General features: G+C 72.6%; 20 protein-coding genes and 3 pseudogenes. 4 read left to right on the top strand and 19 right to left on the bottom strand.

The annotated features are described in order from the left end of the window. The 5 genes and pseudogenes from ruvB to ruvC all read right to left on the bottom strand — a co-directional run. Positions 1-987 (bottom strand): annotated as a pseudogene (gene ruvB / locus GA0070564_RS29940) (Holliday junction branch migration DNA helicase RuvB); the annotation flags it as partial. 69 nt (positions 988-1,056) lie between these two features. Next, positions 1,057-1,695 (bottom strand): annotated as a pseudogene (locus GA0070564_RS30370) (LAGLIDADG family homing endonuclease); the annotation flags it as partial. A 39-nt stretch (positions 1,696-1,734) separates the two neighbouring features. Then, a pseudogene (locus tag GA0070564_RS30500) lies at positions 1,735-2,073 on the bottom strand (Holliday junction branch migration DNA helicase RuvB); the annotation flags it as partial. After that, positions 2,073-2,675, bottom strand: a complete 603-nt coding sequence (gene ruvA / locus GA0070564_RS19080) for a Holliday junction branch migration protein RuvA (RefSeq protein WP_091610020.1) — start codon at positions 2,673-2,675, stop codon at positions 2,073-2,075. The pseudogene GA0070564_RS30500 and the gene ruvA, both read right to left, overlap by 1 nt. After that, a complete protein-coding gene (ruvC, locus tag GA0070564_RS19075; RefSeq protein WP_091610018.1) occupies positions 2,672-3,199 on the bottom strand; it encodes a crossover junction endodeoxyribonuclease RuvC in 528 nt (175 codons plus the stop codon). Before ruvC ends, ruvA begins: the two co-directional genes overlap by 4 nt. 172 nt (positions 3,200-3,371) lie before the next feature. On the opposite strand from ruvC, the gene GA0070564_RS19070 reads away from it, so the two are divergent. Then, entirely contained in the window at positions 3,372-4,154 is a 783-nt protein-coding gene (locus tag GA0070564_RS19070; RefSeq protein ID WP_091610016.1) for a 3-hydroxybutyrate dehydrogenase, read from the top strand. 14 nt (positions 4,155-4,168) lie between these two features. Further along, complete coding sequence (locus GA0070564_RS19065; RefSeq protein ID WP_091610014.1) at positions 4,169-6,088, top strand: helix-turn-helix domain-containing protein; 1,920 nt, start codon at positions 4,169-4,171, stop codon at positions 6,086-6,088. Positions 6,089-6,109: 21 nt separating this feature from the next. On the opposite strand, the gene GA0070564_RS19060 is transcribed toward GA0070564_RS19065, so the two are convergent. The 3 genes from GA0070564_RS19060 to GA0070564_RS19050 form a co-directional block, all read right to left on the bottom strand. Beyond that, positions 6,110-6,718: a TetR/AcrR family transcriptional regulator gene (locus GA0070564_RS19060; protein WP_091610012.1), complete on the bottom strand. Its 609-nt coding sequence runs from the start codon at positions 6,716-6,718 to the stop codon at positions 6,110-6,112. Positions 6,719-6,729: 11 nt separating this feature from the next. Further along, positions 6,730-8,301, bottom strand: coding sequence for an MFS transporter (locus GA0070564_RS19055; protein ID WP_091610010.1), 1,572 nt, complete (start codon positions 8,299-8,301; stop codon positions 6,730-6,732). A gap of 178 nt (positions 8,302-8,479) precedes the next feature. Further along, positions 8,480-9,541 (bottom strand): FAD-dependent monooxygenase, encoded by a 1,062-nt coding sequence (locus tag GA0070564_RS19050; protein WP_091610008.1) that lies wholly within the window; start codon positions 9,539-9,541, stop codon positions 8,480-8,482. 54 nt (positions 9,542-9,595) lie between these two features. Between GA0070564_RS19050 and GA0070564_RS19045 the strand changes: the two genes are divergently transcribed. Further along, positions 9,596-10,168 (top strand): TetR/AcrR family transcriptional regulator, encoded by a 573-nt coding sequence (locus GA0070564_RS19045; protein ID WP_091610006.1) that lies wholly within the window; start codon positions 9,596-9,598, stop codon positions 10,166-10,168. A 45-nt stretch (positions 10,169-10,213) separates the two neighbouring features. On the opposite strand, the gene GA0070564_RS19040 is transcribed toward GA0070564_RS19045, so the two are convergent. From GA0070564_RS19040 to GA0070564_RS19005, 8 genes are all read right to left on the bottom strand, one after another. Beyond that, positions 10,214-10,828 carry a transcriptional regulator gene (locus tag GA0070564_RS19040; RefSeq protein ID WP_245670105.1) on the bottom strand — a complete coding sequence of 205 codons (615 nt, stop codon included), beginning with the start codon at positions 10,826-10,828 and terminating at the stop codon, positions 10,214-10,216. 77 nt (positions 10,829-10,905) lie between these two features. Continuing rightward, a complete protein-coding gene (locus GA0070564_RS19035; RefSeq protein WP_091610003.1) occupies positions 10,906-11,922 on the bottom strand; it encodes a branched-chain amino acid ABC transporter permease in 1,017 nt (338 codons plus the stop codon). Next, positions 11,919-12,800: a branched-chain amino acid ABC transporter permease gene (locus GA0070564_RS19030; protein WP_091610001.1), complete on the bottom strand. Its 882-nt coding sequence runs from the start codon at positions 12,798-12,800 to the stop codon at positions 11,919-11,921. Before GA0070564_RS19030 ends, GA0070564_RS19035 begins: the two co-directional genes overlap by 4 nt. 7 nt (positions 12,801-12,807) lie before the next feature. After that, positions 12,808-14,052, bottom strand: coding sequence for an ABC transporter substrate-binding protein (locus GA0070564_RS19025; protein WP_176730738.1), 1,245 nt, complete (start codon positions 14,050-14,052; stop codon positions 12,808-12,810). 53 nt (positions 14,053-14,105) lie between these two features. After that, on the bottom strand, positions 14,106-14,798 hold the full coding sequence (locus tag GA0070564_RS19020; RefSeq protein ID WP_091610000.1) for an ABC transporter ATP-binding protein: 693 nt from the start codon (positions 14,796-14,798) through the stop codon (positions 14,106-14,108). Next, a complete protein-coding gene (locus tag GA0070564_RS19015) occupies positions 14,785-15,546 on the bottom strand; it encodes an ABC transporter ATP-binding protein (RefSeq protein WP_091609999.1) in 762 nt (253 codons plus the stop codon). Before GA0070564_RS19015 ends, GA0070564_RS19020 begins: the two co-directional genes overlap by 14 nt. A 244-nt stretch (positions 15,547-15,790) precedes the next feature. After that, on the bottom strand, positions 15,791-16,864 hold the full coding sequence (locus GA0070564_RS19010) for a zinc-binding dehydrogenase (protein WP_176730737.1): 1,074 nt from the start codon (positions 16,862-16,864) through the stop codon (positions 15,791-15,793). Then, positions 16,861-17,505 (bottom strand): TetR family transcriptional regulator, encoded by a 645-nt coding sequence (locus tag GA0070564_RS19005; RefSeq protein WP_091609998.1) that lies wholly within the window; start codon positions 17,503-17,505, stop codon positions 16,861-16,863. Before GA0070564_RS19005 ends, GA0070564_RS19010 begins: the two co-directional genes overlap by 4 nt. A gap of 150 nt (positions 17,506-17,655) precedes the next feature. Here GA0070564_RS19005 and GA0070564_RS19000 point away from each other — a divergent pair, with 150 nt between their 5' ends. Further along, positions 17,656-18,828: an acyl-CoA dehydrogenase family protein gene (locus GA0070564_RS19000; protein ID WP_091610369.1), complete on the top strand. Its 1,173-nt coding sequence runs from the start codon at positions 17,656-17,658 to the stop codon at positions 18,826-18,828. A gap of 102 nt (positions 18,829-18,930) precedes the next feature. On the opposite strand, the gene GA0070564_RS18995 is transcribed toward GA0070564_RS19000, so the two are convergent. The 3 genes from GA0070564_RS18995 to GA0070564_RS18985 form a co-directional block, all read right to left on the bottom strand. Further along, positions 18,931-19,968: an aminotransferase class V-fold PLP-dependent enzyme gene (locus GA0070564_RS18995; RefSeq protein WP_091609997.1), complete on the bottom strand. Its 1,038-nt coding sequence runs from the start codon at positions 19,966-19,968 to the stop codon at positions 18,931-18,933. 83 nt (positions 19,969-20,051) lie between these two features. Continuing rightward, on the bottom strand, positions 20,052-23,588 hold the full coding sequence (gene dnaE / locus GA0070564_RS18990) for a DNA polymerase III subunit alpha (protein ID WP_091609996.1): 3,537 nt from the start codon (positions 23,586-23,588) through the stop codon (positions 20,052-20,054). 158 nt (positions 23,589-23,746) lie between these two features. Continuing rightward, positions 23,747-25,222 carry a LamG domain-containing protein gene (locus GA0070564_RS18985; RefSeq protein ID WP_091609995.1) on the bottom strand — a complete coding sequence of 492 codons (1,476 nt, stop codon included), beginning with the start codon at positions 25,220-25,222 and terminating at the stop codon, positions 23,747-23,749. Positions 25,223-25,348 lie beyond the last annotated feature (126 nt).

Here is a 25,348-nt window from a genome sequence, read left to right as displayed (position 1 = left end):
TCACGGCTGTTCGGGCGCGGCGGAGAACAGATCGGGCGCGGCGACGGTCGCCGCACCAAATGTACCATTCGGCGGATTACGCCCCAGATGATGCCAGGCTGCCTCCGTCGCCACCCGTCCCCGCGGCGTACGCGCCAGCAGCCCGGCCCGGACCAGGAACGGCTCGCACACCTCCTCCACGGTGTCCGGCTGCTCCCCCACCGCCACGGCGAGCGTGGAGAGGCCGACCGGCCCACCCCGGAACAGGTCGACCAGCGCGGTCAGCACCGCCCGGTCCAACCGGTCCAGGCCGAGGGCGTCGACGTCGTACACGGTCAGGGCGGCCCGGGCGGTCTCCAGGGTGACCACCCCGTCGGCCCGCACCTCGGCGAAGTCCCGCACCCGGCGCAGCAGCCGGTTGGCGATCCGCGGGGTGCCCCGGGACCGGCCGGCGATCTCCACCGCCCCGTCGTCGGTGATCGGCACCCCGAGGATCCGCGCCGAGCGGTGCAGCAGCGCCTCCAGGTCGGTCGGGGAGTAGAAGTCGAGGTGGGCGACGAAGCCGAACCGGTCCCGCATCGGGCCGGTCAGCAGGCCGGACCGGGTGGTCGCGCCGACCAGCGTGAACGGCTCCACGTCCAGCGGGATGGCGGTGGCCCCCGGCCCCTTGCCGACCACCACGTCGACCCGGAAGTCCTCCATGGCGCTGTAGAGCAGCTCCTCGGCCGGCTTGGCGATCCGGTGGATCTCGTCGATGAAGAGCACGTCGCCCTCGGCCAGGCTGGTCAGGATCGCCGCCAGGTCACCGGAGCGCTCGATGGCCGGGCCGCTGGTCACCCGGATGCCCGAGCCCAGCTCGGCCGCCACGATATTGGCCAGGGTGGTGTTGTGCACCACGAAGTCATTGACCGTGAACGTATGGTCGCCATCGACGGTCAGACAGCGACACTCGTGCAGGCCCGCCTGCTCGACCGACACGACCCGGTCGGCCGCCAGGCGCTCCTCGAACCGGTCGCGGCGCGGCGCCCACTCCGTGAGCCGCCGGCCCCGCTCACCGATCACCGTGATCCGTTCCACGAACCGCGCGACGTCATCCTGGCTGGTGACACTCAGCCGCCAGGACTCGTGGGGACGGCCCTGGTACCGGCCACGCTTGAGCTTCAGCCGCGATTGGATGCCGAGCCGGAGGAGGAGGTGCTGAACGTCGGCGAGCAGTTCCCGCGAGACGCTGTAGAACTCAACGACCACGTCGTACCGGTCCCGCCCCCGCCGGCTGACCGTCCCGTCACAGGCGAAGTAGGCGCCGAGGAAGGCGGCGATCTGCCAACTGTCACCTCGGAAGACGAACTCGGGCACCCGCTTCTGCCAGGCGTTCTTTCCCAGAAGGCCGTGCTCGCCCAACCAGGGGATGAGTCCCGAAATCCTGATCAACGAACTTCGGGCGCTGTTGGGCCCGGTCTTGTGCGGATGACCCAGTACGTCGCAGGTAGCCCTGAAGTCGGCTAGCACGTCTTCGTCACCGCCGGTGAAGGTCACCTGATTGGTGGTGCACCCGTCACCGATCAGGTACCCGGCGAGCTTGTACTCGGCCGTGTCCTGGTTGCTGACGGCGATCAGATCCGGGCAGAGGACGTTGGCGAGAAGGTCGCGGTCGGTCAGGTCTCCGGCCTTGGCCCAGCCGTCCGGGGTCCAGAAGGGGTGGTCCGGCGCGGCCACGACCTCCCGCCCACTGCCCGTACGGATCCGGACAGAGTCGAGTTCCCCCTGCTCGTGAACGGCAGTGACGTTCGCCGCGTCACCGGTGCGGGTGATCACCCGATCACCCACCACGATGTCACCCAACCGCCGCCGCGAGCCGTCCTCGAGCAACACCAAGGCGTCGACGGAGACCGGCTTCCCGAGGCCAGGCGGCCCGGAGAGGAGAATGTGGTCGGGCGGGGAGCCGCGCCGCATCGCGCCCTTGAGCAGCAGGTCCAGCTGGTCGCGGACCCGGTGCTGGGCGATGAACTCGTCGAGCCGCTTCGGCCGGACGGTCGCCTCCGCGTCGAGCTCCGCGTCGCTGACGTACGCCGAGACGACGTTGCCGTCACTCATCAGCGGGTCCGGCCCAGGAGACGGATGGCCTGCTTGAGCAGGACCGGCACCGGCGGGGTCTCCCCGTCGACGGACTCGGCGACCGCGGCGACCGCCTGCTCGGCCTGGGCGGCCGTCCAGCCCAGGCCGACCAGCGCCTGTCGGACCTGGTCGGGCCACGCCCCACCGGTGACCCCGGCCGCCCCGTCGGCGCCGACCGGCACCGGGCCGATCCGGTCGCGCAGCTCCAGCACGAGACGCTCGGCGCCCTTCTTGCCGATCCCCGGCACCCGGGTCAGCGCGGCGGTGTCGGCGTTGGCGATCGCCTTGCGCACCGCGTCCGGGGTGTGCACCGCGAGCACCGCCTGGGCCAGCCGGGGGCCGACCCCGCTGGCGGTCTGGAGCAGCTCGAACAGCTGCTTGGCGTCGTCGTCGGCGAAGCCGTAGAGGGTGAGCGAGTCCTCCCGGACCACCAGGCTGGTGGCGAGCCGGGCGGGCTGTCCGACCCGCAGGTCGGCGAGGGTGCCGGGGGCGCAGTGCACCGCCAGGCCGACCCCGCCGACCTCGATCACGGCCTGATCCGGACCGGTCGCGGTCACGGTGCCCCGCACGCTGGCGATCATCGCGTTCCTCCTCGTCGTGCCCGGTCCGCCGCCGCGGCCAGCTTGGACCGGGTGCCGCCACGCCACACGTGACAGATGGCCAGGGCGAGGGCGTCGGCGGCGTCGGCCGGCTTCGGCGGCTCGGCCAGCCGCAGCAACCGGGTCACCATGGCGGTCATCTGCTTCTTGTCGGCCTGACCGGAGCCGGTCACCGCGGCCTTCACCTCGCTGGGGGTGTACGTCTGGACCGGCAGCCCGGCCCGCGCGCCGGCGAGCACGGCCACCCCGCTGGCCTGGGCGGTGCCCATCACGGTCCGGACGTTGTGCTGGGCGAACACCCGCTCCACGGCGACCGCGTCCGGCCGGTGCTCGGCCACCAGATCGGTCAGCGAACGGTCCAGGTGCAGCAGGCGCAGCGGCAGGTCGTCGCCCGGATCGGTGTAGACGACGTAGTAGGCGACCAGGGTGCAGGGCCGACCCGGCACGCCCTCGACCACGCCGACCCCGCACCGGGTCAGCCCCGGATCGACGCCGAGCACGCGCACGCCGCCTCCTCCCCGACCGCCGGCAGTACGTGTGTTCGACACCCTACTGGTCGGCTCCGACGGCGGCCCGGGCGGACACGCCGGACCGCGGTGGACGCCACACAGTCCGGGACCGGAGTATGTGTCGCCGCCCCATGTGCCGCCGGCCACACAGCTCGTAACTTCTTGCGCCATGACGGCAGAACCCGTGGCGGTCCCCCACGTCGTACACGTCGACCTCTCCGGTCGTGGTGCCCTGGTGACCGGTGGTGGCAGCGGTATCGGCCGGGCCTGCGCCCTGCGGCTGGCCGCCGCCGGCGCGGCGGTCCTGGTGGTGGACCGCAACGTGGAGGCGGCCAAGGCGGTCGCCGCCGAGGCCGGCGGCCGGGCCGAGGGGATCGACCTGGCCGACCCCGGTGCGGTGGACCGGCTCGACGCCGACGTGGACATCGTGGTGAACAACGCCGGCCTCCAGCACGTCGCGCCGGTCCAGGACTTCCCCACCGACCGGTTCGCCTACATCCACCGGGTGATGGTGGAGGCGCCGTTCCGGATCATCCGGCGGTCGCTGCCGCACATGTACGCCCACGGCTGGGGGCGGATCGTCAACATCTCCTCGGTGCACGGCCTGCGCGCCTCGCCGTACAAGTCGGCGTACGTGTCGGCCAAGCACGCCCTGGAAGGGCTCTCCAAGGTGGTGGCCCTGGAGGGGGCCGCACACGGGGTGACCGCCAACTGCATCAACCCGGCGTACGTGCGGACGGCGCTGGTGGAGAGCCAGATCGCCGACCAGGCGGCCACCCACGGCATCGGCGAGGACGAGGTGGTGGAGAAGATCATGCTGGCCCGGGCGGCGATCAAGCGGCTGATCGAGCCGGAGGAGGTGGCCGAGCTGGTGGCGTACCTGTGCGCCCCGCCGGCCGCGTTCATCACCGGCGCCTCGATCGCCCTCGACGGGGGCTGGACGGCCAACTAGTGGCCGCGCGCACAATGTCGCTCATGTCGTCGCCGGTGGAGTTCCTGGAGCTGCTGGCCCGCGAGGCTGCCCCGGTCGAGTTCGAGGGTCCGCTGGTGGCGGCCCGGGCGGCCGGGCTGCCGCCGGACCGGCTGGCCGAGCTGGAGCAGGCGAAGGTGGTGGCGCTGCGGGTCCGCGGGCTGCTGGAGCGCCGCCGGCGCCGGGAGATCGAGCTCTCCGGCCTGTACGACACCGCCAGTGACCTCGCCGGCCTGCGCGACCTGGACGACGTGCTGCGGGCCATCGTGCACCGGGCGCGGAACCTGCTCGGCACCGACGTGGCGTACATGACGCTCAACGACGACGAGCGCGGCGACACGTACATGCGGGTCACCGACGGCTCGGTCTCGGCCCGGTTCCAGCGGCTGCGGCTGGAGATGGGCGACGGCCTCGGTGGCCTCGTCGCGCAGACCGGCACCCCGTACGTCACCTCGAACTACCAGGAGGACGAGCGCTTCCGGCACACCGGGGAGATCGACGGCGGGGTCGGCGAGGAGGGGCTGGTGGCCATCCTCGGCGTACCGCTGCGGCTGGGCTCCAGCGTGATCGGCGTGCTGTACGCGGCGAACCGGTCGGCCCGGCCGTTCGCCCGCGAGGAGGTGTCCCTGCTGGTCTCCCTCGCGGCGCACGCCGCGGTGGCCATCGACACCGCCCGGCTGCTGGCCGAGACCCGGTCGGCGCTGGCCGAGCTCTCCGCTGCCAACGGCACCATCCGCGCGCACAGCAGCTCGGTGGAGCGGGCCGCCGCCGCCCACGACCGGATGACCGGCCTGGTGGTGCGCGGCGGCGGGATGGAGGACGTGGCGGCGGCGGTGACCGACGTGCTGGGCGGGGCGCTGCTGGCGCTGGACGCCGAGGGCCGGCGGCTGGCCCGGGTGGGCGAGATCGCCGAGCCCGACCGGGCGGACCTGGTGGAGGCGGTGGCCGCGTCTCGGACCGAGGGGCGCAGCGTACGCCGGGGGCCGCTCTGGTACGCCGCGGTGGTCGCCGGCGCGGAGAACCTCGGCGCGTTGGTGCTGCGACCGGAGGGCGAGCTGGTCGACGCCGACCAGCGGATCCTCGAGCGGGCCGCGCTGGTGACGGCGTTGCTGCTGCTGTTCCGCCGGACCGTGGCCGAGGCGGAGGGGCGGGTCCGGGGTGAGCTGCTCGACGACCTGATCGCCCGGCCGTCGCGGGACACCGACGCGCTGTACGGCCGGGCCCGCCGGCTCGGGGTGGACCTGGACGCCCCGCACGTGCTGGTGGCGGTGGGCGACGACGCGATCGCGGCGACCGGTTCGGCGCGGCAGCGGGTGCTCTCCTGGGCCACCACGTACGCCTCGACCCGGGGCGGGCTGGCGGCGGCGCGTGACGGCCGGGTGGTGCTGATGCTGCCCGGTCAGGACGCCGGCGGCAGCGCGCGGGCGGTGGCCCGGGACCTGTCCCGGGTGACCGGCCGGCCGGTGACGGCCGGGGCGAGCGGGCCGGCGACCGGGCCGCAGGCCCTGGCGACGACGTTCGCCGAGGCGGACCGCTGCCTGACCGCGCTGGGCGCGCTGGGCCGCAACGGGCAGGGGGCGAGCACGGCCGAGCTGGGTTTCGTGGGGCTGCTGCTGGGGGCGGTGGGCGACCCCGGTGACCGGGACGTGACCCGGTTCCTGACCGCCACGGTCGGCCCGGTGGTGGACTACGACGCGCGGCGGGGCACGGCGCTGGTGCGGACGCTGGAGGCGTACTTCGGGGTGGGTGGCAGCCTGGCCCGGGCGGCGGAGCAGCTGCACGTGCACGTCAACACGGTGACGCAGCGGCTGGAGCGGGTGGGTCAGCTGCTCGGCGCGGACTGGCAGCGCCCGGAGCGGGCGCTGGAGGTGCAGCTGGCGCTGCGCCTGCACCGGTTGCGCGAGCCGGCCCGCTGAACCGAACCGGTCCGGGCCGCGTCAGCGGGGCCGCAGACCGTCCAGAACCCCGTCGACGACCCGCTCCGGCAGGATCCTCTCGTCCAGCTCGGGGTGCCAGCGCAGCATCCGCTGCATCAGCATCGGGCCGGTGAGCATCGCCATCGCCACGTCGATGTCGAGGTCGGCGCGGAGCTCGCCGGTGCGGACACCGCGCTGGAGCACCTCGCGCATCAGCTTGCGGCGCGGCTCGATCATGTTCTGGTAGAGCTGGAAGTGGTCCGGGCTGCGGTTCACCTCGGGCACCAGGCAGGGCATGATCCGGGCCGCGCGCGGGTCGACGTTCTGCCCGATCGCGCCGACCAGCAGGACCAGGTCGTCGCGGACGGAGTGGCCGGTCGGCTCGGGCGGCTGGCCCTTGAGGGTGCGCAGGGCGTCGAGCAGCAGCGCGTCCTTGCCGGGCCAGCGGCGGTAGATGGTGGCCTTGCCGACGCCGGCCCGGGCGGCGATCGCCTCGATGGAGAGCGCCTCGATGGTGCTGCCCTCGGCGAGCAGGTCCAGGGTGGCGCTGACGATCGCCTCGTCCGCGCGAACGCTCCGCGGTCGCCCGGGCGACCGCGGAGCATCGGCGGTGGTAGTCATGTCAGACATTGAACCCGAACCTAGGCGGTTCCGGCCAACTCCGGCTCGGCCGCGGCCGGGGCGGGGGTGGTCGGCGTGGCGGCGGTCGGTCCGGGCAGCCAGCGCAGCGCGACCAGGATGCCGAGCGCGGCGACCACGGCGCTGATCCCGGCGGCCCAGTGCATGGCGGTGACGAAGGCGTCGTTGGCGGAGCCGATCAGGGCGGGCCCGGCGGGACCGAGCCGGCCGGCGGCCGCGTACGCGCCGGAGATGGACTCGCTGGCGGCGTCCCGGGCGGCGGCGGGCAGGGCCGCCACGGCCGGGGCGATGTCGTCGCGGTAGACCGCGGAGAGCACCGACCCGAGGATCGCCACGCCGAGCGCGCCGGCGACCTGGCGGACGGTGTTGCTGACCGCGGAGCCGACACCGGCCTTCTCCCGGGGCAGCGCCGACATGATCGACTCGGTGGCCGGCGGCATGATGTTGGCCATGCCGGCGCCCTGGATGAAGGTCAGCACGGTGACCATCCAGATCGGGGTGTCCGCCTGGACCAGGACGAACGCGCCGAGCGCCACCGTGGTCAGCAGCAGGCCGGTCACCGCGACCGCCCGACCGCCGAAGCGGCGGACCATCGCGGCGCTGCGCGGGGCGAAGATCAGCTGCGCGCCGGCGAAGGGCAGGAAGAGCAGGCCGGTCTCCAGCGGGCTGTAGCCGCGCACCAGTTGCAGATAGAAGGCGTTGAAGAACATCACGCCCATGGCGGCGAAGAAGACCAGGCCGATCAGGGTGACCGGAGCGGCGAACCGGGGCACCCGGAACAGCCGGACGTCCAGCGACGGGTGGTCGCTGCGCAGCTCGTGGGTGACGAAGAAGGCCAGCACGGCCAGCCCGCCGACGATCGAGGCCCAGACCAGCGGCCGGTCGAAGCCGTGCTCGCCGCCGTCGATGATGCCGTAGGTGAGGGCAACCAGCCCGACCACCGAGAGCACCACGCCGAGCAGGTCCACCCGGCCCGGATTCGGGTCGCGGGACTCGGGCACCAGGGTGGCGACCAGCACCACGCCGAGCGCCACCACCGGCACGTTGATCAGGAAGACGGAGCCCCACCAGTAGTGCTCCAGCAGGGCGCCGCCGAGCACCGGGCCGATGGCCACGCCGAGGCCGACCGCGCCGGCCCAGACGCCGATGGCCCGGCCGCGCTCCCGCGGGTCGAAGACGTTGGAGATGATCGACAGGGTCACCGGCATGATGGCCGCGCCGCCGACGCCCATCAGCGCCCGGGCCGCGATCAGCTGGCCGGGGTTCTGCGCGTACGCGGAGAGCAGCGAGGCGAGGCCGAAGAGGACCAGGCCGATCACCAGGAACCGCTTGCGTCCGGAGCGGTCGCCGAGCACGCCGAAGGTGAACAGCAGCCCGGCGAAGACCAGGGTGTAGGAGTTGATCGACCATTCCAGCTCGCCCTGGCTGGCGCCGAGGCCGTGCACCGGGTCGGCGAGGGTGCGCAGCGCGACGTTGAGGATGGTGTTGTCGAGGACGACGACGAGGAGGCTGATCACCAGCACCCCCAGGATCGCCCACCTCCTCGGGTGTCCGGTGTTCTCGTGCGGTTCCATGTGCCCGGTTCTCCCCCCGGTCCGCCCGTGGCGCGAAAAACGATACGGGTCAGGCTCGTAACAACCGGAGCGTAGGTGAGCGATATTCGATACGGAACCGGTTCGTATCGTTTGTGGGCGAGGTCACGCCCGACCGGCCCGGATCCGCCCCCGTGCCGGGCCCGGACCGGCCGGGGTCTCAGCCGGGCGGACCGAAGGTCAGGGCGAGCCGCACCGCGGCGTCCCGCGTCGGCAGCGCGTGCCGGACCTGGGACAACCACCCGGCCCGCCGGGCCATCGCGGCGATCCGCTGCGTCGGGCGACGTCGGCTGCGGTCGTACGCGCGCAGCGCCGCGGGCAGATCGTCCGTGGCCCGTACGCGGTCGGCCAGCGCCACCGCGTCGATCAGCGCCTGACAGGCGCCCTGCCCGAGATCCGGGGTCATCGCGTGGGCGGCGTCGCCGAGCAGCGCCACCCGGTCGGTGACGTAGCTCGGCAGCGGGGTCAGGTCGTGCACCTCGTGCCGGAGCACCCCGTCGGCGGTGAGCGCGTCGAGCAGCCGTGGGATCGGCTCGTGCCACCCGCCGAAGAGCCCCCGCAGCTCGGCCAGGTCGTCGGGGGGCGGCGGGGTGCCCTCGGGCAGGGCGACCGCGGCGTACCAGTTGGTCCGGCCGGGGCCCTGCGGGGTGACGCCGAACTTGCGGCCCCGGCCCCAGGTCTCACCGCCGGTGGCGACCTCGACGGCCGCGCTGCCGCGCCAGGCGACCGTGCCCGCGTAGCGCAGCGGGTAGCGGTCGCCGTGCAGGCCGGCGCGGACCGTGCTGCGGATGCCGTCCGCGCCGACCACCAGGTCGTAACCGTCGAGGGCGGCCAGGTCGGGCACCGGCGCGTCGAACCGGACCACTCCGCCGGGGAGCGCGGCGGCCAGCTCGGCGAGCAGCACCGGCCGGGTGACCAGGTGCACCGGCTCGCCGTGCCGGCGTTGCAGCCGGGCGACGTCGATGGTGGCGATCCGGGAGCCGTCCGGCCGGCGGATCACCCCGTCGGCCTGGCGGCTGCCGCGCCGGCGGACCCGCTCGCCCAGCCCGAGCGCGTCGAGCGCCCGCAACGCGGCGGGCCAGATGCCCAGCCCGGTGCCGGTCTCGGGGAGGCCCGCAGCCCGCTCCAGCACGGTGACCTGCCACCCCGCGCAGCGCAGTCCGACCGCGACCGCCAGGCCGCCGATCCCACCGCCGACCACCGCCGCCGTCCGAGTTCCCATGACGGCATGTTACTACGGATGTAGTGCCACTGACTACGGCTGTAGTGTGACCGGGTGACCGACCGACGACAGCTGCTGCTGGACGCGGCGATCCGGGTGCTCGGCACCCGGGGGCTGCGCCAGCTCACCCACCGCGCCGTGGACGCCGAGGCCGGGCTCCCCGAGGGCTCGGCGTCCAACCAGTTCCGCACCCGCGACGCACTGGTCGCCGGGGTCTTCGGCCGGCTGGTCGAGGTGGAGACGGCCGCCTGGGACCAGCTCGCCGGCGAGCTGCCGCCCGGCGACCCGGACGCCTTCGTCACGGTCCTCGGGGGGCTCATCCGCCATCTCACCACCGAGGGCAGGGTGGTGGTGCAGGCGCGGCACGCGCTCTTCGTCGAGGCCGCCGTCCACCCCGAGCTGCGGCAGGAGATCGGCGCCGGCCGCGACCGGCTGGCCCGCTGGGGCGTACCGGTGGTGGCGGCGCTCGGCTCGGCCGACCCCGGCGCCCACTTCCGGATGCTGCTGGCACTGGTCGACGGGCTGCTCGGCAACCAGCTGGCGTACCCGGAGGAGGACTTCGCCCCCGAGGCGGCGATCAGCGCGCTGCTGCGCGGCCTGCTCCCCGCCGACCGGCCCGGGCGTTAAGAAGGGGCCCCTGCTATACGAAAAGCGTTAAGAGGGGGCCCTTCCTTACAGGCAGGCGGCGACGGCCGCGGGGAGGGAGGTCAGTCGGGGCGACGGCGGCGGGAAGGGCTCGATCCAGCCCGGGCCGGCGGCGTGCACGCGTACCCCGGGAACGTCGCGGGCGAAGCGCAGCAGCCGGTGCGCACGCCCGGTCACCGGGGTCTGCGCCCAGAGCACGACGGTACGCGGCCGGGCCCTCGTCACCGCGTCGGCCAGCGCCGGCCAGGGCAGCGCCGCCCCCAGGTGCAGGCAGCCCCGGCCCCGCTCGCGCAGCGCGGCGGCGAGCGCGTGCAGGCCCAGGCAGTGCAGCTCCTGCTCGGCGCCGGCGAGCAGCACCCCACCGGTGGGCAGTTGCCGGCCGGGCTCGCGGCGGTGCACGTCGAGCCCGACCCGGATCCCCTCGGAGAGCGCGTGCTCGACGGCGACCTCACCGCCGGTGTGCCCGGGCAGGGCGGCCAGCACCGGCAGGCAGACCTGCTCCCAGAGCGCCGGCACGCCGTGACCGGCGGCCAGGTCGAGGACCTCCGCCGCGACCCGGCTGCCGTCCAGGTCCTCGGCGGCCAGCGACAGCCGCTTGCGCGCCGCCTCGGCGGCCTCGGCCGGCAGCGGAAGAGTCAGCACCAGACGTACCCCCGGGTAGACGACCACTACCAGGGGGTTCGTCCGGAGGGCGCGGAACGGATGCGCCCGGCGGGTGACTACTTGCCGCGACCGGCCGACCACCGGGCGGCCACGGCCGCCGCGCTGCCCCAGATGCCCTTGCGGAACAGCACGACCGCCAGCACGAAGATCGCGCCGGTCACCAGGCCGATCTGCTCGAAGCCGGAGAACGACAACCAGTCCTCCAGGCGGACCAGCAGTCCCGCGCCGACCACCCCGCCCCAGAGGGTGCCGATCCCGCCGAGGACCACCACGACGACCGCCTTGCCGGAGGTGGTCCAGTGCAGCGCGTCCAGCGAGACGAACTGGTGGCCCATCACGTAGAGCCCGCCGCCCAGCCCGGCCAGGAACGCCGACAGCACGAACGCGGTCAGCTTGTAGCGGTGCACCGGGTAGCCCAGCGCCCGGGCCCGGGCCGGGTTGTCCCGGATGCCGACCAGCACCCGACCGAAGGGCGAGTTCACGATCCGCCAGGCGGCCCAGAGCCCGAGCACGGTGATCGGCAGCGCCGCGTAGTAGAAGTAGTACTCGTCGGTCAGGTCCATCCCGCCGAGCTCGCGCGGCACCGCCTGGAGGCCGTTCTCGCCACCGGTGACCGTGCCCCACTTGTTGGCGACGTAGTAGATCATCTGGGCGAAGGCCAGCGTGACCATCGCGAAGTAGATCCCGGTCCGCTTCACCGCGAGGTAGCCGATCGGCACGGCGATCACCGCCGCGGCCAGCGCACCGGTCAGCACCGCGAGCGGGAACGGCAGGCCGGCCTCGATCGCCACGATCCCGGCGACGTACGCCGACGTGCCCCAGAACGCCGCGTGGCCGAAGGACATCAGCCCGGTGAAGCCGAGCAGCAGGTCCACCGAGACCGCGAAGAGCGCCCAGCACAGGATGTCCACCGCCACCGCCGGATACAGGCCGTTGGGCAGCCAGAGGGCCACCACCAGCCCGGCCGCGAGCAGCGCGTACCGCACCCACCAGGGGGCCCGGGCCACGGCGACCAGCCCCGAGCGGGCCGGCCCCTGCCGCGCGCCGGGTTCGCTGTCGACCGCAGTGCTCATGCCGGTGCCTCCTCACGCCCGAACAGCCCGGCCGGGCGCCACATCAGCACGGCCGCCATCACGATGAACACCAGGGTCTGCGACAGGATCGGCCAGTCGGCCAGGTAGACCACCCCCCATGCCTGGACCAGGCCGATGCCGAACCCGGCGGCCACCGACCCGAAGATCGAGCCCAGACCACCGATCACCACCACCGCGAAGACCACGATGATCAGGTCGGCGCCCATCAGCGGGTTCACCGCCCGCATCGGGGCGGCGAGGACCCCGGCCAGCCCGGCCAGCGCGATGCCGAAGCCGAAGACCGGGGTCACCCACCGTCCCACGTTGATCCCGAACGCCCGGGTCAGCTCCGGACGCTCGGTCGCGGCCCGCACCACCATGCCGACCCGGCTGTGGGTGAGCAGCCACCACACCCCGACGCAGATCGCGACGGCGAAGACCAGCACGAACACCCGGTAGGTCGGGAAGTCGAACAGCCCCAGGTCGACCGAGCCGCCCAGCTCGCCGGGGGTGGCGTAAGGGATGGACTGCACGCCGTACCGGGACTTCACCAGGTCCTGGAGGATGAGGGTGAGGCCGAAGGTGAGCAGGAAGTTGTAGAGCGGGTCGAGCTGCGCCAACCGGTGCACGAAGGCCCGCTCCAGCGCCATGCCCAGCGCCCCCAGCAGCACCGGCATGATCACCAACGCCCACCAGAACGGCACCCCGAACTCGGTCAGCAGGACGTACGCCCCCATCGCGCCGAGCATGTAGAAGGCGCCGTGGGCGAAGTTGACCACGCGCAGCATCCCGAAGATGACCGCCAGGCCGAGGGCGAGCAGGGCGTAGAACGCCCCGTTCACCAGCCCGTCGAACGTGTGCTGAAGGAAACCGGTCATGGTCGCGTCACATCTTGCAGTCGCCGGACGGCTGCGCGAACGCCTCGGCCGCCGGGATGGTCTTGAGGATCTTCACGTAGTCCCAGTCCTCCTTGACCTCGGCCTGCGGCTTGACCTGGGCCAGGTAGGCGTCGTGGACGACCCGGTGGTCCTCGGCGCGGATCTTGCCGTTGCGCAGGAAGACGTCGTTGATCTCCTTGCCCTCCAGGCCCTTCACCACCGTGTCGGCGTCGTCGGTGCCGGCCGCCTGCACCGCCTCCAGGTACTGCATGGCGGCGGAGTAGTTGGCCGCGTGCGCGAAGGTGGGCCGGGTACCGGTCTCGGACAGGAACCGGTCCGCCCACTGGCGGTTCTGCTGGTCGAAGTTCCAGTACCAGGCGTCGGTGTAGGTGGTGCCGGCCAGCGCGGCCGGGGTCAGCGAGTGGATGTCGGTGAGGAACATCAGGCCGACGGCCAGCCCGACGCCCTTGTCCCGCAGCTTGAACTCGTTGTACTGCTTCACCAGGTTGACCAGGTCACCGCCGGCCTGCATGGTGCCCAGGGTGTCCGGCTTCGGGTTCAGCGTCGGCGCCTTCAGCAGGAAGGTGGAGAAGTTGTCGTTCGGGAACGGGGTGGCGTCCTTGCCGACGATCTTTCCGCCCGCGCCCTCGACGGCCGCAGAGAACTTCTTCTCCATGTCCTGACCGAACGCATAGTCCGGGTAGACGATGTACCAGTTCTTCGCGCCCTGCTGGGTGGCCTGGGTGCCGGTGCCGTGGGCCAGCATGTAGCTGTCGTACGCGTAGTGGAAGGTGTACCTGTTGCACGACGCCCCGGTCAGCGCGGTCGTGGCGCCGGTGATGTTGAAATAGAGCTTCTTCTTCGCCTTGGCCACGTCGGCCACCTTCAGGGCCGCCGACGAGGTCGGCACGTCGAGGATCGCGTCGACGCCCTTGCGGTCGTAGAGCTCGGCCGCCTTGGTGTTGGCGATGTCGGGCTTGTTCTGGTGGTCGGCGGACTCGACGCTGATGTTCTTCGTCACCGCCTTGTCGCCGTACTTGGCCTTGAAGTCGGCGATCGCCATCTCCACGGCCTTCACCGAGTTCTTGCCCGACACGTCCGCGTACACCCCGGACTGGTCGTTGAGGACACCCAGCACGACCCTGTCGTCGGTCAGCTTGGAGTCACCCGACCCGGCCGGGCCTCCGCCGCCGCATCCGGCGGCGAGCAGCGCGACGGCGGACGCCGCCGCCAGACCTGCGGTTCTGCGCATGCCGATCCCTCCACATCCGCGCCGACGCGCGGTTCGATGTGCCGTTGAAAAATTCAGATCCCGAGGTACGCCAGCAGCTCGCGCTCCCGCGAGCGCACCTCGGAGTTGTCCATCGCCTCCACGACCCGTCCCTCGGCCAGCAGGTAGTGCCGGTCGGCGACGCCGGTGGCGAAGTGCAGGTTCTGCTCCACCAGCAGCACGGTCACCCCGTGCCGCTTGGCCTCCCGCAGCAGGTCGCCGACCTGCTGCACGAGCAGCGGCGACAGCCCCTCGGTGGGCTCGTCGCAGAGCAGCATCCGGGCGCCCATCCGCAGCACCCGGGCCAGGGCGAGCATCTGCTGCTCCCCGCCGGAGAGCTTGGTGGCCGGCGAGTCCCGCCGGGTGTACAGGGCGGGGAACGCCTCGTAGACCCGCTCGAGCGACCACGGGTCGGGGCCGACCCGGGGCGGCAGGGTCAGGTTCTCGGTCACGGTGAGCGTGGCGTACGCGCCGCGGTCGTCGGGCACCCAGCCGAGCCCGAGCCGGGCCCGCCGGTACGCCGGCAGCCGGGTGAGGTCCCGACCGTCGAGGCTGACCGTCCCCCGCTGGTCGGGGTGCAGCCCCATCACGCAGCGCAGCAGCGTGGACTTGCCGGCGCCGTTGCGGCCGACCAGGGTGACCACCTCGCCGGGGGCCACCTCCAGGCTCGCCTCCCGCAGCACCTGCGCCTCGCCGTAGGAGGCGGAGAGGTTGTCAATGCGCAGCATCGGTGGCTCCCAGGTAGGCGGTGATGACCCGCTCGTCGGCGCGGACCTGCTCGTAGGGCCCCTCGACCAGGACCGTGCCGGCCTGGAGCACGGTGACGGTGTCGGCGAGGCGGCCCACGACGCTCATGTTGTGCTCGACCATCACCACGGTGCGGCCCCGCCGGACCCGGGTGATCAGCTCGACGGTGCGGTCGACGTCCTCCAGCCCCATCCCGGCGGTGGGCTCGTCGAGCAGCAGCACCTTCGGGTCCAGGGCGAGCGCGATGGCCAGCTCCAGGGCCCGCTTGCGCCCGTACGCGAGCGCCTCGGCGGGCACCTCGGCCAGCTCGGCCAGGCCGACCATGTCCAGCAGTTCGTCGGCCCGCTCGCGGTAGCGGCCCATCAGCTTAGCCGAGCGCCAGAACCGCCAGCCCAGCCCGCTCGGGCTCTGCAACGCCAACTCCACGTGCTCCCGGGCGGAGAGCTGCGGGAAGAGGCTGGTGATCTGGAACGAGCGGGCCACGCCGAGCCGGGCGACCCGTTCCGGCGGCAGGCCGGTGACGTCCCGGCCGGCCAGCTCGATCGTGCCGGCGGTCGGCGGCAGAAAGCCGGTGAGCAGGTTGAACAGGGTGGTCTTGCCGGCGCCGTTCGGGCCCACCAGGGCGTGCACGCTCTCCGCGGCGACGTCGAGGTCGACCTGGTCGACGGCCCGGAAGCCCCGGAAGTCGCGGGTCAGCCCGCGGGCCGACAGGAGCGCTCGCCCGGCCATCGCCACATCCTCCGCAGGTGCAGGGCGGCGGCCAGGTCGGTGACCGTGGTCACAGGGCCGTCGCGTGCTGGAAACCTACGGTGGGGCGACGGAGCCGAGCCATGTCGATGCCCCACACATTCGCCCGGCGTCGGACGGGCCCGCTCCCCATAGGAACGGGCCCGCGGACAACCCGGTCACCGGAGCCGCAACACATCGACCGACGCCCACATGTGGCCGGTCCACCCGCGCCGGCGCCGCGTGCTCACCCCGGGAAGGTGACCACCCAGCGGGCACCCTCGCCCCGGGCCAGCCGGCGCAACGCCGCCGGCGCCTCGTCGAGCCCGATGGTGCCGCTGATCAGCGGGCTCAGGTCCAGCGTGCCCTCGGCGACGGCCCGGGCCAGGACCGGCACCTCCCGGTCCGGGTCGGAGGAGCCGTAGACCGAGGACCGCAGCGTACGGGCGGAGTGGAAGACGTCCAGCGCGGAGAGGGTGAGCAGGTCGTCCTTGCCCCCCATGCCGACCACGGTGACCGCTCCCCCGCGCCGGGTCAGCCGCCAGGCCGCCCGGATGGTGGTGGAGCGGCCGACGCACTCGAAGGCGTGGTCGACGCCCCGGCCACCGGTGCGCTCCCGCACCTGGCGGGACAGGGTGTCGTCGGAGCGCAGGAAGTCGGTTGCCCCCGCGGCCAGGGCCAGGTCGCGCTTCGCCTCGGCCACGTCGACGGCGAGGATCGGGGTGGCCCCGGCGGCCCGGGCAGCGGTGATCACCGACAGCCCCACCCCGCCCAGGCCGAGCACCGCCACCGACTCGCCCGGGGCGACCCGGGCGGTGTTGCGGACCGCCCCGGAGCCGGTGAGCACCGCGCAGCCGAGCAGCGCGGCCGACTCCGCCGGCAGGCCGGCCGGCACCGGCACGGCGGCGGCCTGCGGGATCACCACCTCCTCGGCGAGCGCGCCCAGGCCGAGCGTGACGTGCAGCGGCTCCCCCTCGGCGGTGACGCCCCGCCGCACCGCGGGGGCCGTGTTCGCGGCACAGAGCCACGGCTCGTCGTGCCGGCAGAACCAGCAGGCGCGGCAGGCCGGCGCCCAGTTGAGCACCACCTGGGTGCCGACCGGCAGGGTGGTGCCGGGACCGGTCCCGGCCACCACGCCGGCCGCCTCGTGCCCGAGCACCAGCGGGAACGGCACCGGCATGGTGCCGTTCACCATGGACAGGTCGGAGTGGCAGAGCCCGGCGGCCCGGATGCGGACCCGCAGCTCACCGGGGCCCGGGGCGGGCAGGCGTACCTGCTCGACGCGCGGGTCGCCGTCGTCGCGGGCCACCAGCGCCCTCACCGCTGGACCCCCTGCGCCGCGACGCTGCGGTCGTACTCGGCGGCGAGGCCGTGCAGCAGCGCCTCCAGGCCGAGGGTGAAGGCGCCCTCGTCGACGCTGTGCTGCCGGCCGGCGATCCGGTGTGCCTGGTGCAGGTGCGGGTGCCCGGCGTACAACTCGGGGTCGTCGAGGAAGCCGCGGGCGAACGAGACGAGGGCGGAGCCGGCCACGAAGTAGCGCAGTGCCGCGCCGATGTGGGTGGCCCGTGCCGGTGACCAGCCGGCCCGGACCAGTCCGCCGTGCACGGTATCGGCCATCGCCAGGGCGGCCGGCCGGCGGCCGGGGCCCTGCACCAGGTAGGGGACGATGTTCGGGTGCGCGGCCAGCGCCCGCCGGTAGGAGCAGGCCCAGTGCCGCAGCGCCTCCTGCCAGTCGAGGGTGGCGAAGGCGGCGGTGTCCACCGTGGCCGTGACGCTGTCGGCCACCGCGTCGAGGATCTCGTCCTTGGTGGCGAAGTGGTTGTAGAGCGAGGGCCCCTGGACGCCGAGCTCGGCGGCGAGCCGGCGGGTGGAGAGCGCGGGCAGCCCCTCGCCGTCGATCACCGCCCGGGCGGCCTCGACGATGCGGCGTCGGTCCAGCAGGGGTTGCCGAGGTCGGGCCACGCGTACTCCTCGTGGGTTCGCCGCCGGACCCGGCGGTGGGCGCGGGTGGGCGGCGACCGGGACCGGGCCTGGGTCTGGACGCCGGAAAACTTACGCCGCTAGTTTAGGGGCGGTCGCACCGTCACGACACACCCTTCGGAAGGGGCCATGGTGGACTTCTCGCTGACCGACGAGGAACGGGCGGTGCGGGAAACCGTCCGGACGTTCATCACCCGCGAGGTGATGCCGCTGGAGCAGGAGGTGCTGCGTCGCGAGCGCGCCCACCGGCCCGGCCTGGAGCGCTCGGAGCTGCGCGAGCTGCAACTGAGGGCGAAGAAGTTCGGCTTCTGGGGGTTGGCCACCCCCGAGGAGTACGGCGGCATGGACCTGGCCGCCGTGATGCAGTCGCTGATCTGGACCGAACTGGGCCGCAGCTTCGTGCCGTTCCGCTTCGGCGGCGAGGCCGACAACATCCTCTTCCACGCCACCGGGGAGCAGAAACGCGAGTTCCTGCTCCCCACCATCGACGGTGAGCGGATCTCCTGCTTCGCCATCACCGAGCCGGGCGCCGGCTCCGACGCGGCGAACATCCGGCTGCGCGCCCGCCGCGACGGCGACGACTGGGTCCTCGACGGCGAGAAGACCTTCATCACCGGAGGCAACGACGCCGACTTCGCCATCGTCGTCGCGATCACCGACCCGGACAAGGGCGCCCGCAACGGCGGCGCCACGGCGTTTCTGGTGGACCGGGCGATGGGCTGGCGGTCGGAGTTCATCCAGACGATGGGCGAGGGGGGTCCCGCCGCGCTGGTCTTCGACGGCGTACGCGTGCCGCACCGCAACATCCTCGGCGAGCTCGGCCAGGGTTTCGCGCTGGGGATGGAATGGATCGGCAAGGGCCGCTACACGATTCCGTCGCACGCCATCGGCATCGCCGAGCGGGCGTTGCAGATGGCGATCGACCAGGCCAACACCCGGGAGACGTTCGGCGCGAAGATCGGCACAAACCAGGCGATCCAGTGGATGATCGCCGACTCGGAGGTCGAGCTGGAGGCCGCCCGCTGGCTGGTGCTGCGCTCCGCGTGGACCGTCGACCAGGGCCTGGACCCGCGGCACGCCTCCTCGATCGGCAAGCTCTACGGCGCCGGCATGGTCAACCGGGTGGTGGACCGGGTGCTCCAGATCCACGGCGGCATGGGCTACACCCGGGAACTGCCGATCGAACGCTGGTACCGGCAGGTCCGGTTGTACCGGATCTTCGAGGGCACCGACGAGATGCAGCGACTGATCATCTCCCGCGACCTCCTACGCGGCTACACCAAGATCGGCGGCCACCTGGCCTGAGCCGCCCTGGGCCCGGCGTCCGGGCCCGACAGGTTCGGGGAAGTTGCTGCCTCCCTGCGTGCGGAGCCAGCAACTTCCCCGACGTTGCTCGCCGGTCGGCGGTCAGGCGGTGAGCGCCTCGACGGCGCGGTGGACGTCCTGCTCGGTGGTGTAGAGGTGGAAGGAGGCGCGGACCCGGCCGGCCCGGACGGCCGCCCGCACCCCGGCGCGCTCCAGCTTCTGCTGGGCGTCGGGGACGTCCACCGAGACGATGGCGCTCTCCCCCGGCGGCCGGCCCAGCCCGGCGAGGAACCGGTTGGCCAGCGCCACGTCGTGGGCGTGCACGGCGGGCACCCCGATCTCGGCCAGCAGCTCCAGGGCGGGTGCCGCGCCCACGTAGCAGAACCAGGCCGGCGAGATGTCGAACCGCCGCGCGTCGTCGGCCAGCCGCAGCGGCGGGCCGTAGTAGGAGGCGTACGGGTCGGCGCCGGCGTACCAGCAGGCCGCGTCGGGACGCATCCGTTCCCGCAGCTCCGGCGCCAGGTAGGCGAACGCGGTGCCGCGCGGGCACATCAGCCACTTGTACGCCGACACCACCACCGCGTCGGCCAGCCCGGCGTCGAACGGCAGCCAGCCGCAGGCCTGGGTGGCGTCCACCGCGACCAGGGCGCCGTGCGCGCGGGCCGCCGCGACCACCTTCTCGTACGGGGCGATCGCGCCGTCGGCCGACTGGACCAGGCTGAACGCGACCAGGTCGGTGTCGGCGTCGATCGCGTCGACCAGCCCGGCCAGCGGCACCGTCCGGACCCGCACGCCGCGTTCCTGCTGCACCAGCCACGGGAACAGGTTGGAGGTGAACTCCACCTCGGGGACCACCACCGTGGCGCCCGACGGCAGCGCGGCGGCCACCGGGGCGAGCAGCTGCGAGGTGGTGGCGCCGATCGCCACGTCCGCCGCCGCCACCCCGACCAGGCCGGCGAAGGCGGACCGGGCCCGCCCGGCCGACTCCGACCAGCCCTCCCAGGACATCCGCCCCGCCCGCCAGCCGGCCAGCGCCTCCTGCAACGCCGTCCACGCCGGCTCCGGCGGCAGCCCGTAGGTGGCGGTGTTCAACCAGCCGGGTTCCGGCTGCCACAACTGCTGCGCCTTCGCGATCTGCATGCCCCGACGCTAGTGGCGGTCACCGGCCACCGGTCAGCGCCAATCACCCGGTCGTGGCCTGCTCACCACGCCCGTGCCGTGGGTCAGCTGACGTTGGCCGGGCCGAGGACGCTCTTCAGGTCACCCATCAGGGCGGTGGTGGGCGCCACCCGGAACGGGCCGAGCCGCAGCGTGGTGACCTTGCCGCCGTTGAGGAGCTTGACGTGCACCTCGGCGTCGCCGGGGTGCAGCACCAGGGTCTCCTTGAGCCGCTCCACCAGCGGCGGGGTGCAGCGGTGCACCGGGATGGTGAGGGTGATCGGCTTGTTCGCCGGGTTGGTGCTGACGTCCGGCATGGACATGTCCATCGCCATGATCCGCGGGGTGTCGTCGCGCCGGTCGACCCGCCCCTTGACCACCACGATGGCGTCCTCGGCGATGTACTGCCCGATCACCTCGTAGGTGTTCGGGAAGAAGAGCGTCTCCACCCCACCGGCCAGGTCCTCCAGGGTGGCCGAAGCCCAGGCCCGGCCCTGCTTGGTGACCCGGCGCTGCACGCCGGAGAGGATGCCGGCCAGGGTGACCACCGCGCCGTCCGGCACGGTGCCCTCCTCCGACAGCGAGGCGATGGTGCAGTCCGCCGCCGCACCCAGCACGTGCTCCAGCCCGAACAGCGGGTGGTCGGAGACGTAGAGGCCGAGCATCTCGCGTTCGAAGGCGAGCTTGTCCCGCTTGTCCCACTCCGACTCGCCGATGACCGGCATGACCGTGGTGCTGCCGCCGCCGGTGTCCGCGTCGCCGAAACCGGCGCCGAAGAGGTCGTACTGGCCCACGGCCTCCTTGCGCTTGACGTCGGCGAAGGCGTCGATGGCGTCGGCGTGCACGGCGAGCAGGCCCTTGCGGCTGTGCTTGAGCGAGTCGAACGCGCCGGCCTTGATCAGCGATTCGATGGTCTTCTTGTTGCAGACCACCGCGTCGACCTTGGACAGGAAGTCGTAGAAGTCGGTGTAGTCGCCCTTCTCCTCCCGGCAGCGCATGATCGCGGCGACCACGTTCGCACCGACGTTGCGGACCGCGCCGAGGCCGAAGCGGATCTCCGCGCCGACCGGGGTGAACGGGCCGGCCGAGGTGTTCACGTCCGGCGGGAGGACCTGGATGCGCATCCGCCGGCACTCCGACAGGTAGAGCGCCATCTTGTCCTTGTCGTCACCGACTGAGGTGAGCAGCGCCGCCATGTACTCGGCCGGGTAGTGCGCCTTGAGGTACGCGGTCCAGTACGACACCAGCCCGTACGCCGCGGAGTGGGCCTTGTTGAAGGCGTACCCGGCGAACGGGACGAGCACGTCCCACACCGCCTTGATGGCCTCGTCGGAGTAGCCGCGCTCGCGGCAGCCGTCCCGGAACGGGACGAACTCCTTGTCCAGGATCTCCTTCTTCTTCTTGCCCATCGCCCGGCGCAGCAGGTCGGCCTGGCCGAGGGTGTAGCCGGCGAGGATCTGCGCGGCCCGCTGCACCTGCTCCTGGTAGACGATCAGGCCGTGGGTCGGGGCGAGGATCTCCCGCAGCGGCTCCTCCAGCTCCGGGTGGATCGGGGTGATCTCCTGGAGGCCGTTCTTGCGCAGCGCGTAGTTGGTGTGCGAGTCGACGCCCATCGGGCCGGGCCGGTAGAGCGCCAGCACGGCCGAGATGTCCTCGAAGTTGTCCGGCTTCATCAGCCGCAGCAGCGAGCGCATCGGCCCGCCGTCGAGCTGGAAGACGCCCAGCGTGTCGCCCCGGGCGAGCAGGTCGTACGCGGCCTGGTCGTCCAGCGGCAGGGCCAGCAGGTCGAGCTTCAGGCCGTGGTTCAGCTCGATGTTCTTGACCGCGTCGTCGATGATCGTCAGGTTGCGCAGGCCGAGGAAGTCCATCTTCAGCAGCCCGAGCGACTCGCACGTCGGGTAGTCGAACTGCGTGATGATCGCCCCGTCGGCGTCGCGGCGCATCAACGGGATGTGCTCGATGATCGGCTCGGCGGACATGATGACGCCGGCGGCGTGCACACCGGTCTGCCGGATCAGCCCCTCGATGCCCTTGGCGGTGTCGATCACCTTGCGCACGTCCGGGTCGGACTCGTACAGGCCGCGGATCTCGCCGGCCTCGGCGTAGCGCGAGTGCTGCGGGTCGAAGATGCCCGACAGCGGGATGTCCTTGCCCATCACCGCCGGCGGCATCGCCTTGGTGATCCGGTCGCCGACCGCGTACGGGTAGCCGAGCACCCGGGCCGAGTCCTTGATCGCGGCCTTCGCCTTGATCGTGCCGAAGGTGGCGATCTGGGCGACCTTGTCCTCGCCCCACTTGTCGGTGACGTAGCGGATCACCTCGCCGCGCCGACGCTCGTCGAAGTCGATGTCGACATCCGGCATCGAGACGCGCTCGGGGTTGAGGAACCGCTCGAAGATCAGCCCGTGCTGGATCGGGTCGAGGTCGGTGATGCCCAGCGCGTACGCCACCAGCGAGCCGGCGGCCGAGCCACGGCCGGGGCCGACGGCGATGCCCTGGCTCTTGGCCCACTGGATGAAGTCGGCGACCACAAGGAAGTACGACGGGAAGCCCATCTGGATGATGACGCCCAGCTCGTACTCCGCCTGGACGACGTGCCCCTCCGGGATGCCGTTCGGGAACCGGCGCTTGAGCCCGGCGAACGTCTCCTTGCGGAACCACGACTCCTCGGTCTCCCCCTCGGGGATCGGGAACCGGGGCATCAGGTTGTGGAACTGGAACATGCCGGTCGGGTCGACCTTCTCGGCGACCAGCAGGGTGTTGCGGCAGCCCTGCTGCCACAGCTCCGAGGAGTCCACCGCGCGCATCTGGTCGGCCGACTTGATGAAGTAGCCGCCGCCCTCGAAGCGGAACCGGTTGGGGTCGGCGACGTTGCTGCCGGTCTGCACGCAGAGCAGCACGTCGTGCGCCTCGGCCTGCGCCTCGTGGGTGTAGTGCGAGTCGTTGGTGACCACCGGCGGGATGTCCAGCTTGCGGGCGATCTCGGTGAGCCCGTCCCGGACCCGGCGCTCGATGTCGAGGCCGTGGTCCATGATCTCCAGGAAGTAGTTGTCCTTGCCGAAGATGTCCTGGTAGGCGGCGGCGACCTTGAGCGCCTCGTCGAACTGGCCCAGCCGCAGCCGGGTCTGCACCGCGCCGGAGGGGCAGCCGGTGGTGGCCATGATCCCCTCGGCGTGCTCGGCGATCAGCTCCATGTCCATCCGGGGCCACTTCACGTAGTGGCCCTCCATGGAGGCGCGCGAGTTGAGCCGGAACATGTTGTGCAGGCCGGTCGCGTTCGCCGCCCACATGGTCATGTGGGTGATCGCGCCGTTGCCGGAGATGTCGTCGCTCTTCTGCTCGGGCCGACCCCACTTGACCCGCGCCTTGTGGAAGCGCGACTCGGGCGCCACGTACGCCTCGACGCCGAGGATCGGGGTGATCCCGGCGTCCATCGCCTGCTTGTAGAAGTCGTTCGCACCGTGCATGTTGCCGTGGTCGGTCATCGCCACGGCCGGCATGCCGAGGCGCTTGGCCTCGGCGAACAGGTCCTTGAGCCGGGCCGCCCCGTCGAGCATCGAGTACTCGGTGTGTACGTGCAGATGCGCGAACGAATCGCCCATGCGTGGCGCCCCCCGGGTCAGGATCATGGGTTGGTCGAGGCAGTCGGCCCACCCTACCGAGATTCGATCAGGGGCTGGGAGAGCCGCGCGGGCGGACCTCGCGACGGGTGGCGGAGGTCTCTCCGGTCACCCGTCGCGGGTCACTCTCGGCGGTCGGCTCAGCACACCCGGGCAGCCGCGATCGGCCGGTCCGCCACGCTGTGGGTGTTGGTCGAGCCGCTGTTGACGCTCCACCGGTACCGGGAGAACTCGCCGGTGGCGTCGGAGGCGTAGAACATCATGTGGCCGATGCCGACGCCCTCGAAGTTGGTCTTCCGGAGGTCGTCCTCGACCACCCGGGTGTCGGGGTAGAGATCGTAGCTGCCCTTGCCGTACATGCCGTGGGCGTCGGAGGTGCAGTCGACGATCTCGACGGCGTACTGCGTCTCGCCGGAGAAGTTCATCCCACCGCTGTAGGTGCCCTTGACACTGCGCACCATCACGATGTGCCCCGTGTTGCCGCTGACGGTCCCCCGGTAGTCGATCGCGATCAGGTCGCCCGGGCGCAGGTCGGCCACCCGGGTGATCCGCCGCAGGTGCGGGCCACCGGTGCCGTCCGCGAAGGCCTGCCGGTAGTCGGCCGCCTCGGGGATCGCGTCGTCGAACCAGGTCCGGAAGTAGGCGTCGGTGGCCCACGGGCAGGCCCGCTTCAGCACCCAGGTCAGGAAGGACGAGCAGCGGGCCAGCGACATCCACGTCGTGGGGTCGGCCGGCGAGCCCCAGGTCACCGACGACGAGCCCTCGGTGTAGTAGCGGTTGTTCTGCCGGGCGGTGTACCCGCCGACCAGCGCCGCCTCGGCGGCGGTGAGCGCGCGTCCGTAGGCGCGCACGTCGTCGATCGCCCCGTTGAACCGGTTGACGTACGCGCCGCCGAACAGCGCGCGACCGATGTTGAAACCGGCGGCGGCGTCCCAGGCCGGGAAGGTGACCGCCGCGCCGCCCGCGGGTTGCCCACCGACGTACAGCTGGATCGTGTTGGCGGCGGCGTCGTACACCCCGGTCAGGTGCGTCCAGACCCCGAGCTGGGCGGTGTTGGTGGCCGTGCGCGCCACGACGAAGCCGCTCTCGTCCGGTCGGCGCAGCTTGAACGCCCAGCCGTACGCCGGGTCGTACTGGAGCAGGAAGCGGCTCGTCGTGCCGTCCTGGCTCACCGCGGTGTACATGTTCGCCAGCGAGGCGGTCTCCGCCAGCCGCACCCACGCCGAGACGGTGAAGGACGCCAGGGTGTTCACCACCCGGCCGGGCACCTGGGCGTACGCGCCGGAGGTGCCGTCGAGGCTGAGCTCGCCCCCGGCCCGAAGCTTCGTCCAGGTGGCGCCGGCGCCGGGCGCGACGTCGTGGCCGTACCCGGAGATGTCGGCGCCGGCGCCGTCGAGCGGCCAGTGGCCCACCAGTCCGTCGGCGAGCAGGCCGGCGGCGAGCATCCGCTGGTACCGCACCATCAGCTCGGCCTGGGCCAGGTGCGGCGCGTCGACCGGGGTGAGGGGCGTGTCCAGCGGCTCGGCCAGCGCCGCCGCCGGACGCAGCGTCCCGCCGGCCACCGATGCCACCCCGGCCACGGCCGCGCCGCCCAGGAGTCCCCGCCTGCTGACCATTCCCGCACCCCCGGTATCTCCACGATCGACGGTCGGCAGTCTGCCAGTCGCGGTCGCGGCGCACCGTCCCGGTCGCCTCACACGTCGTCGCGTGGGATACCAATAGTGTGTGCCGCACGGTATAGT

The sequence above is a fragment of the Micromonospora mirobrigensis genome, assembly GCF_900091555.1.
Lineage (GTDB): Bacteria > Actinomycetota > Actinomycetes > Mycobacteriales > Micromonosporaceae > Micromonospora > Micromonospora mirobrigensis.
Note: the sequence above shows the minus strand (reverse complement) of the source record. Positions and strands in the feature narration are given on the sequence as shown.

What these genes read in the sequence shown, in the direction of transcription:
- ruvA (WP_091610020.1), bottom strand. Translation starts at nt 2,675, where the DNA reads ATGATCGCCAGCGTGCGGGGCACCGTGACCGCGACCGGTCCGGATCAG.
- GA0070564_RS19035 (WP_091610003.1), bottom strand. Translation starts at nt 11,922, where the DNA reads ATGAGCACTGCGGTCGACAGCGAACCCGGCGCGCGGCAGGGGCCGGCC.
- GA0070564_RS19025 (WP_176730738.1), bottom strand. Translation starts at nt 14,052, where the DNA reads ATGCGCAGAACCGCAGGTCTGGCGGCGGCGTCCGCCGTCGCGCTGCTC.
- GA0070564_RS18995 (WP_091609997.1), bottom strand. Translation starts at nt 19,968, where the DNA reads ATGCAGATCGCGAAGGCGCAGCAGTTGTGGCAGCCGGAACCCGGCTGG.
- GA0070564_RS19050 (WP_091610008.1), bottom strand. Translation starts at nt 9,541, where the DNA reads ATGGGAACTCGGACGGCGGCGGTGGTCGGCGGTGGGATCGGCGGCCTG.
- GA0070564_RS19070 (WP_091610016.1), top strand. Translation starts at nt 3,372, where the DNA reads ATGACGGCAGAACCCGTGGCGGTCCCCCACGTCGTACACGTCGACCTC.
- GA0070564_RS19055 (WP_091610010.1), bottom strand. Translation starts at nt 8,301, where the DNA reads ATGGAACCGCACGAGAACACCGGACACCCGAGGAGGTGGGCGATCCTG.
- GA0070564_RS18985 (WP_091609995.1), bottom strand. Translation starts at nt 25,222, where the DNA reads ATGGTCAGCAGGCGGGGACTCCTGGGCGGCGCGGCCGTGGCCGGGGTG.
- dnaE (WP_091609996.1), bottom strand. Translation starts at nt 23,588, where the DNA reads ATGGGCGATTCGTTCGCGCATCTGCACGTACACACCGAGTACTCGATG.
- GA0070564_RS19030 (WP_091610001.1), bottom strand. Translation starts at nt 12,800, where the DNA reads ATGACCGGTTTCCTTCAGCACACGTTCGACGGGCTGGTGAACGGGGCG.
- GA0070564_RS19060 (WP_091610012.1), bottom strand. Translation starts at nt 6,718, where the DNA reads ATGTCTGACATGACTACCACCGCCGATGCTCCGCGGTCGCCCGGGCGA.
- GA0070564_RS19065 (WP_091610014.1), top strand. Translation starts at nt 4,169, where the DNA reads ATGTCGCTCATGTCGTCGCCGGTGGAGTTCCTGGAGCTGCTGGCCCGC.
- GA0070564_RS19015 (WP_091609999.1), bottom strand. Translation starts at nt 15,546, where the DNA reads ATGGCCGGGCGAGCGCTCCTGTCGGCCCGCGGGCTGACCCGCGACTTC.
- GA0070564_RS19020 (WP_091610000.1), bottom strand. Translation starts at nt 14,798, where the DNA reads ATGCTGCGCATTGACAACCTCTCCGCCTCCTACGGCGAGGCGCAGGTG.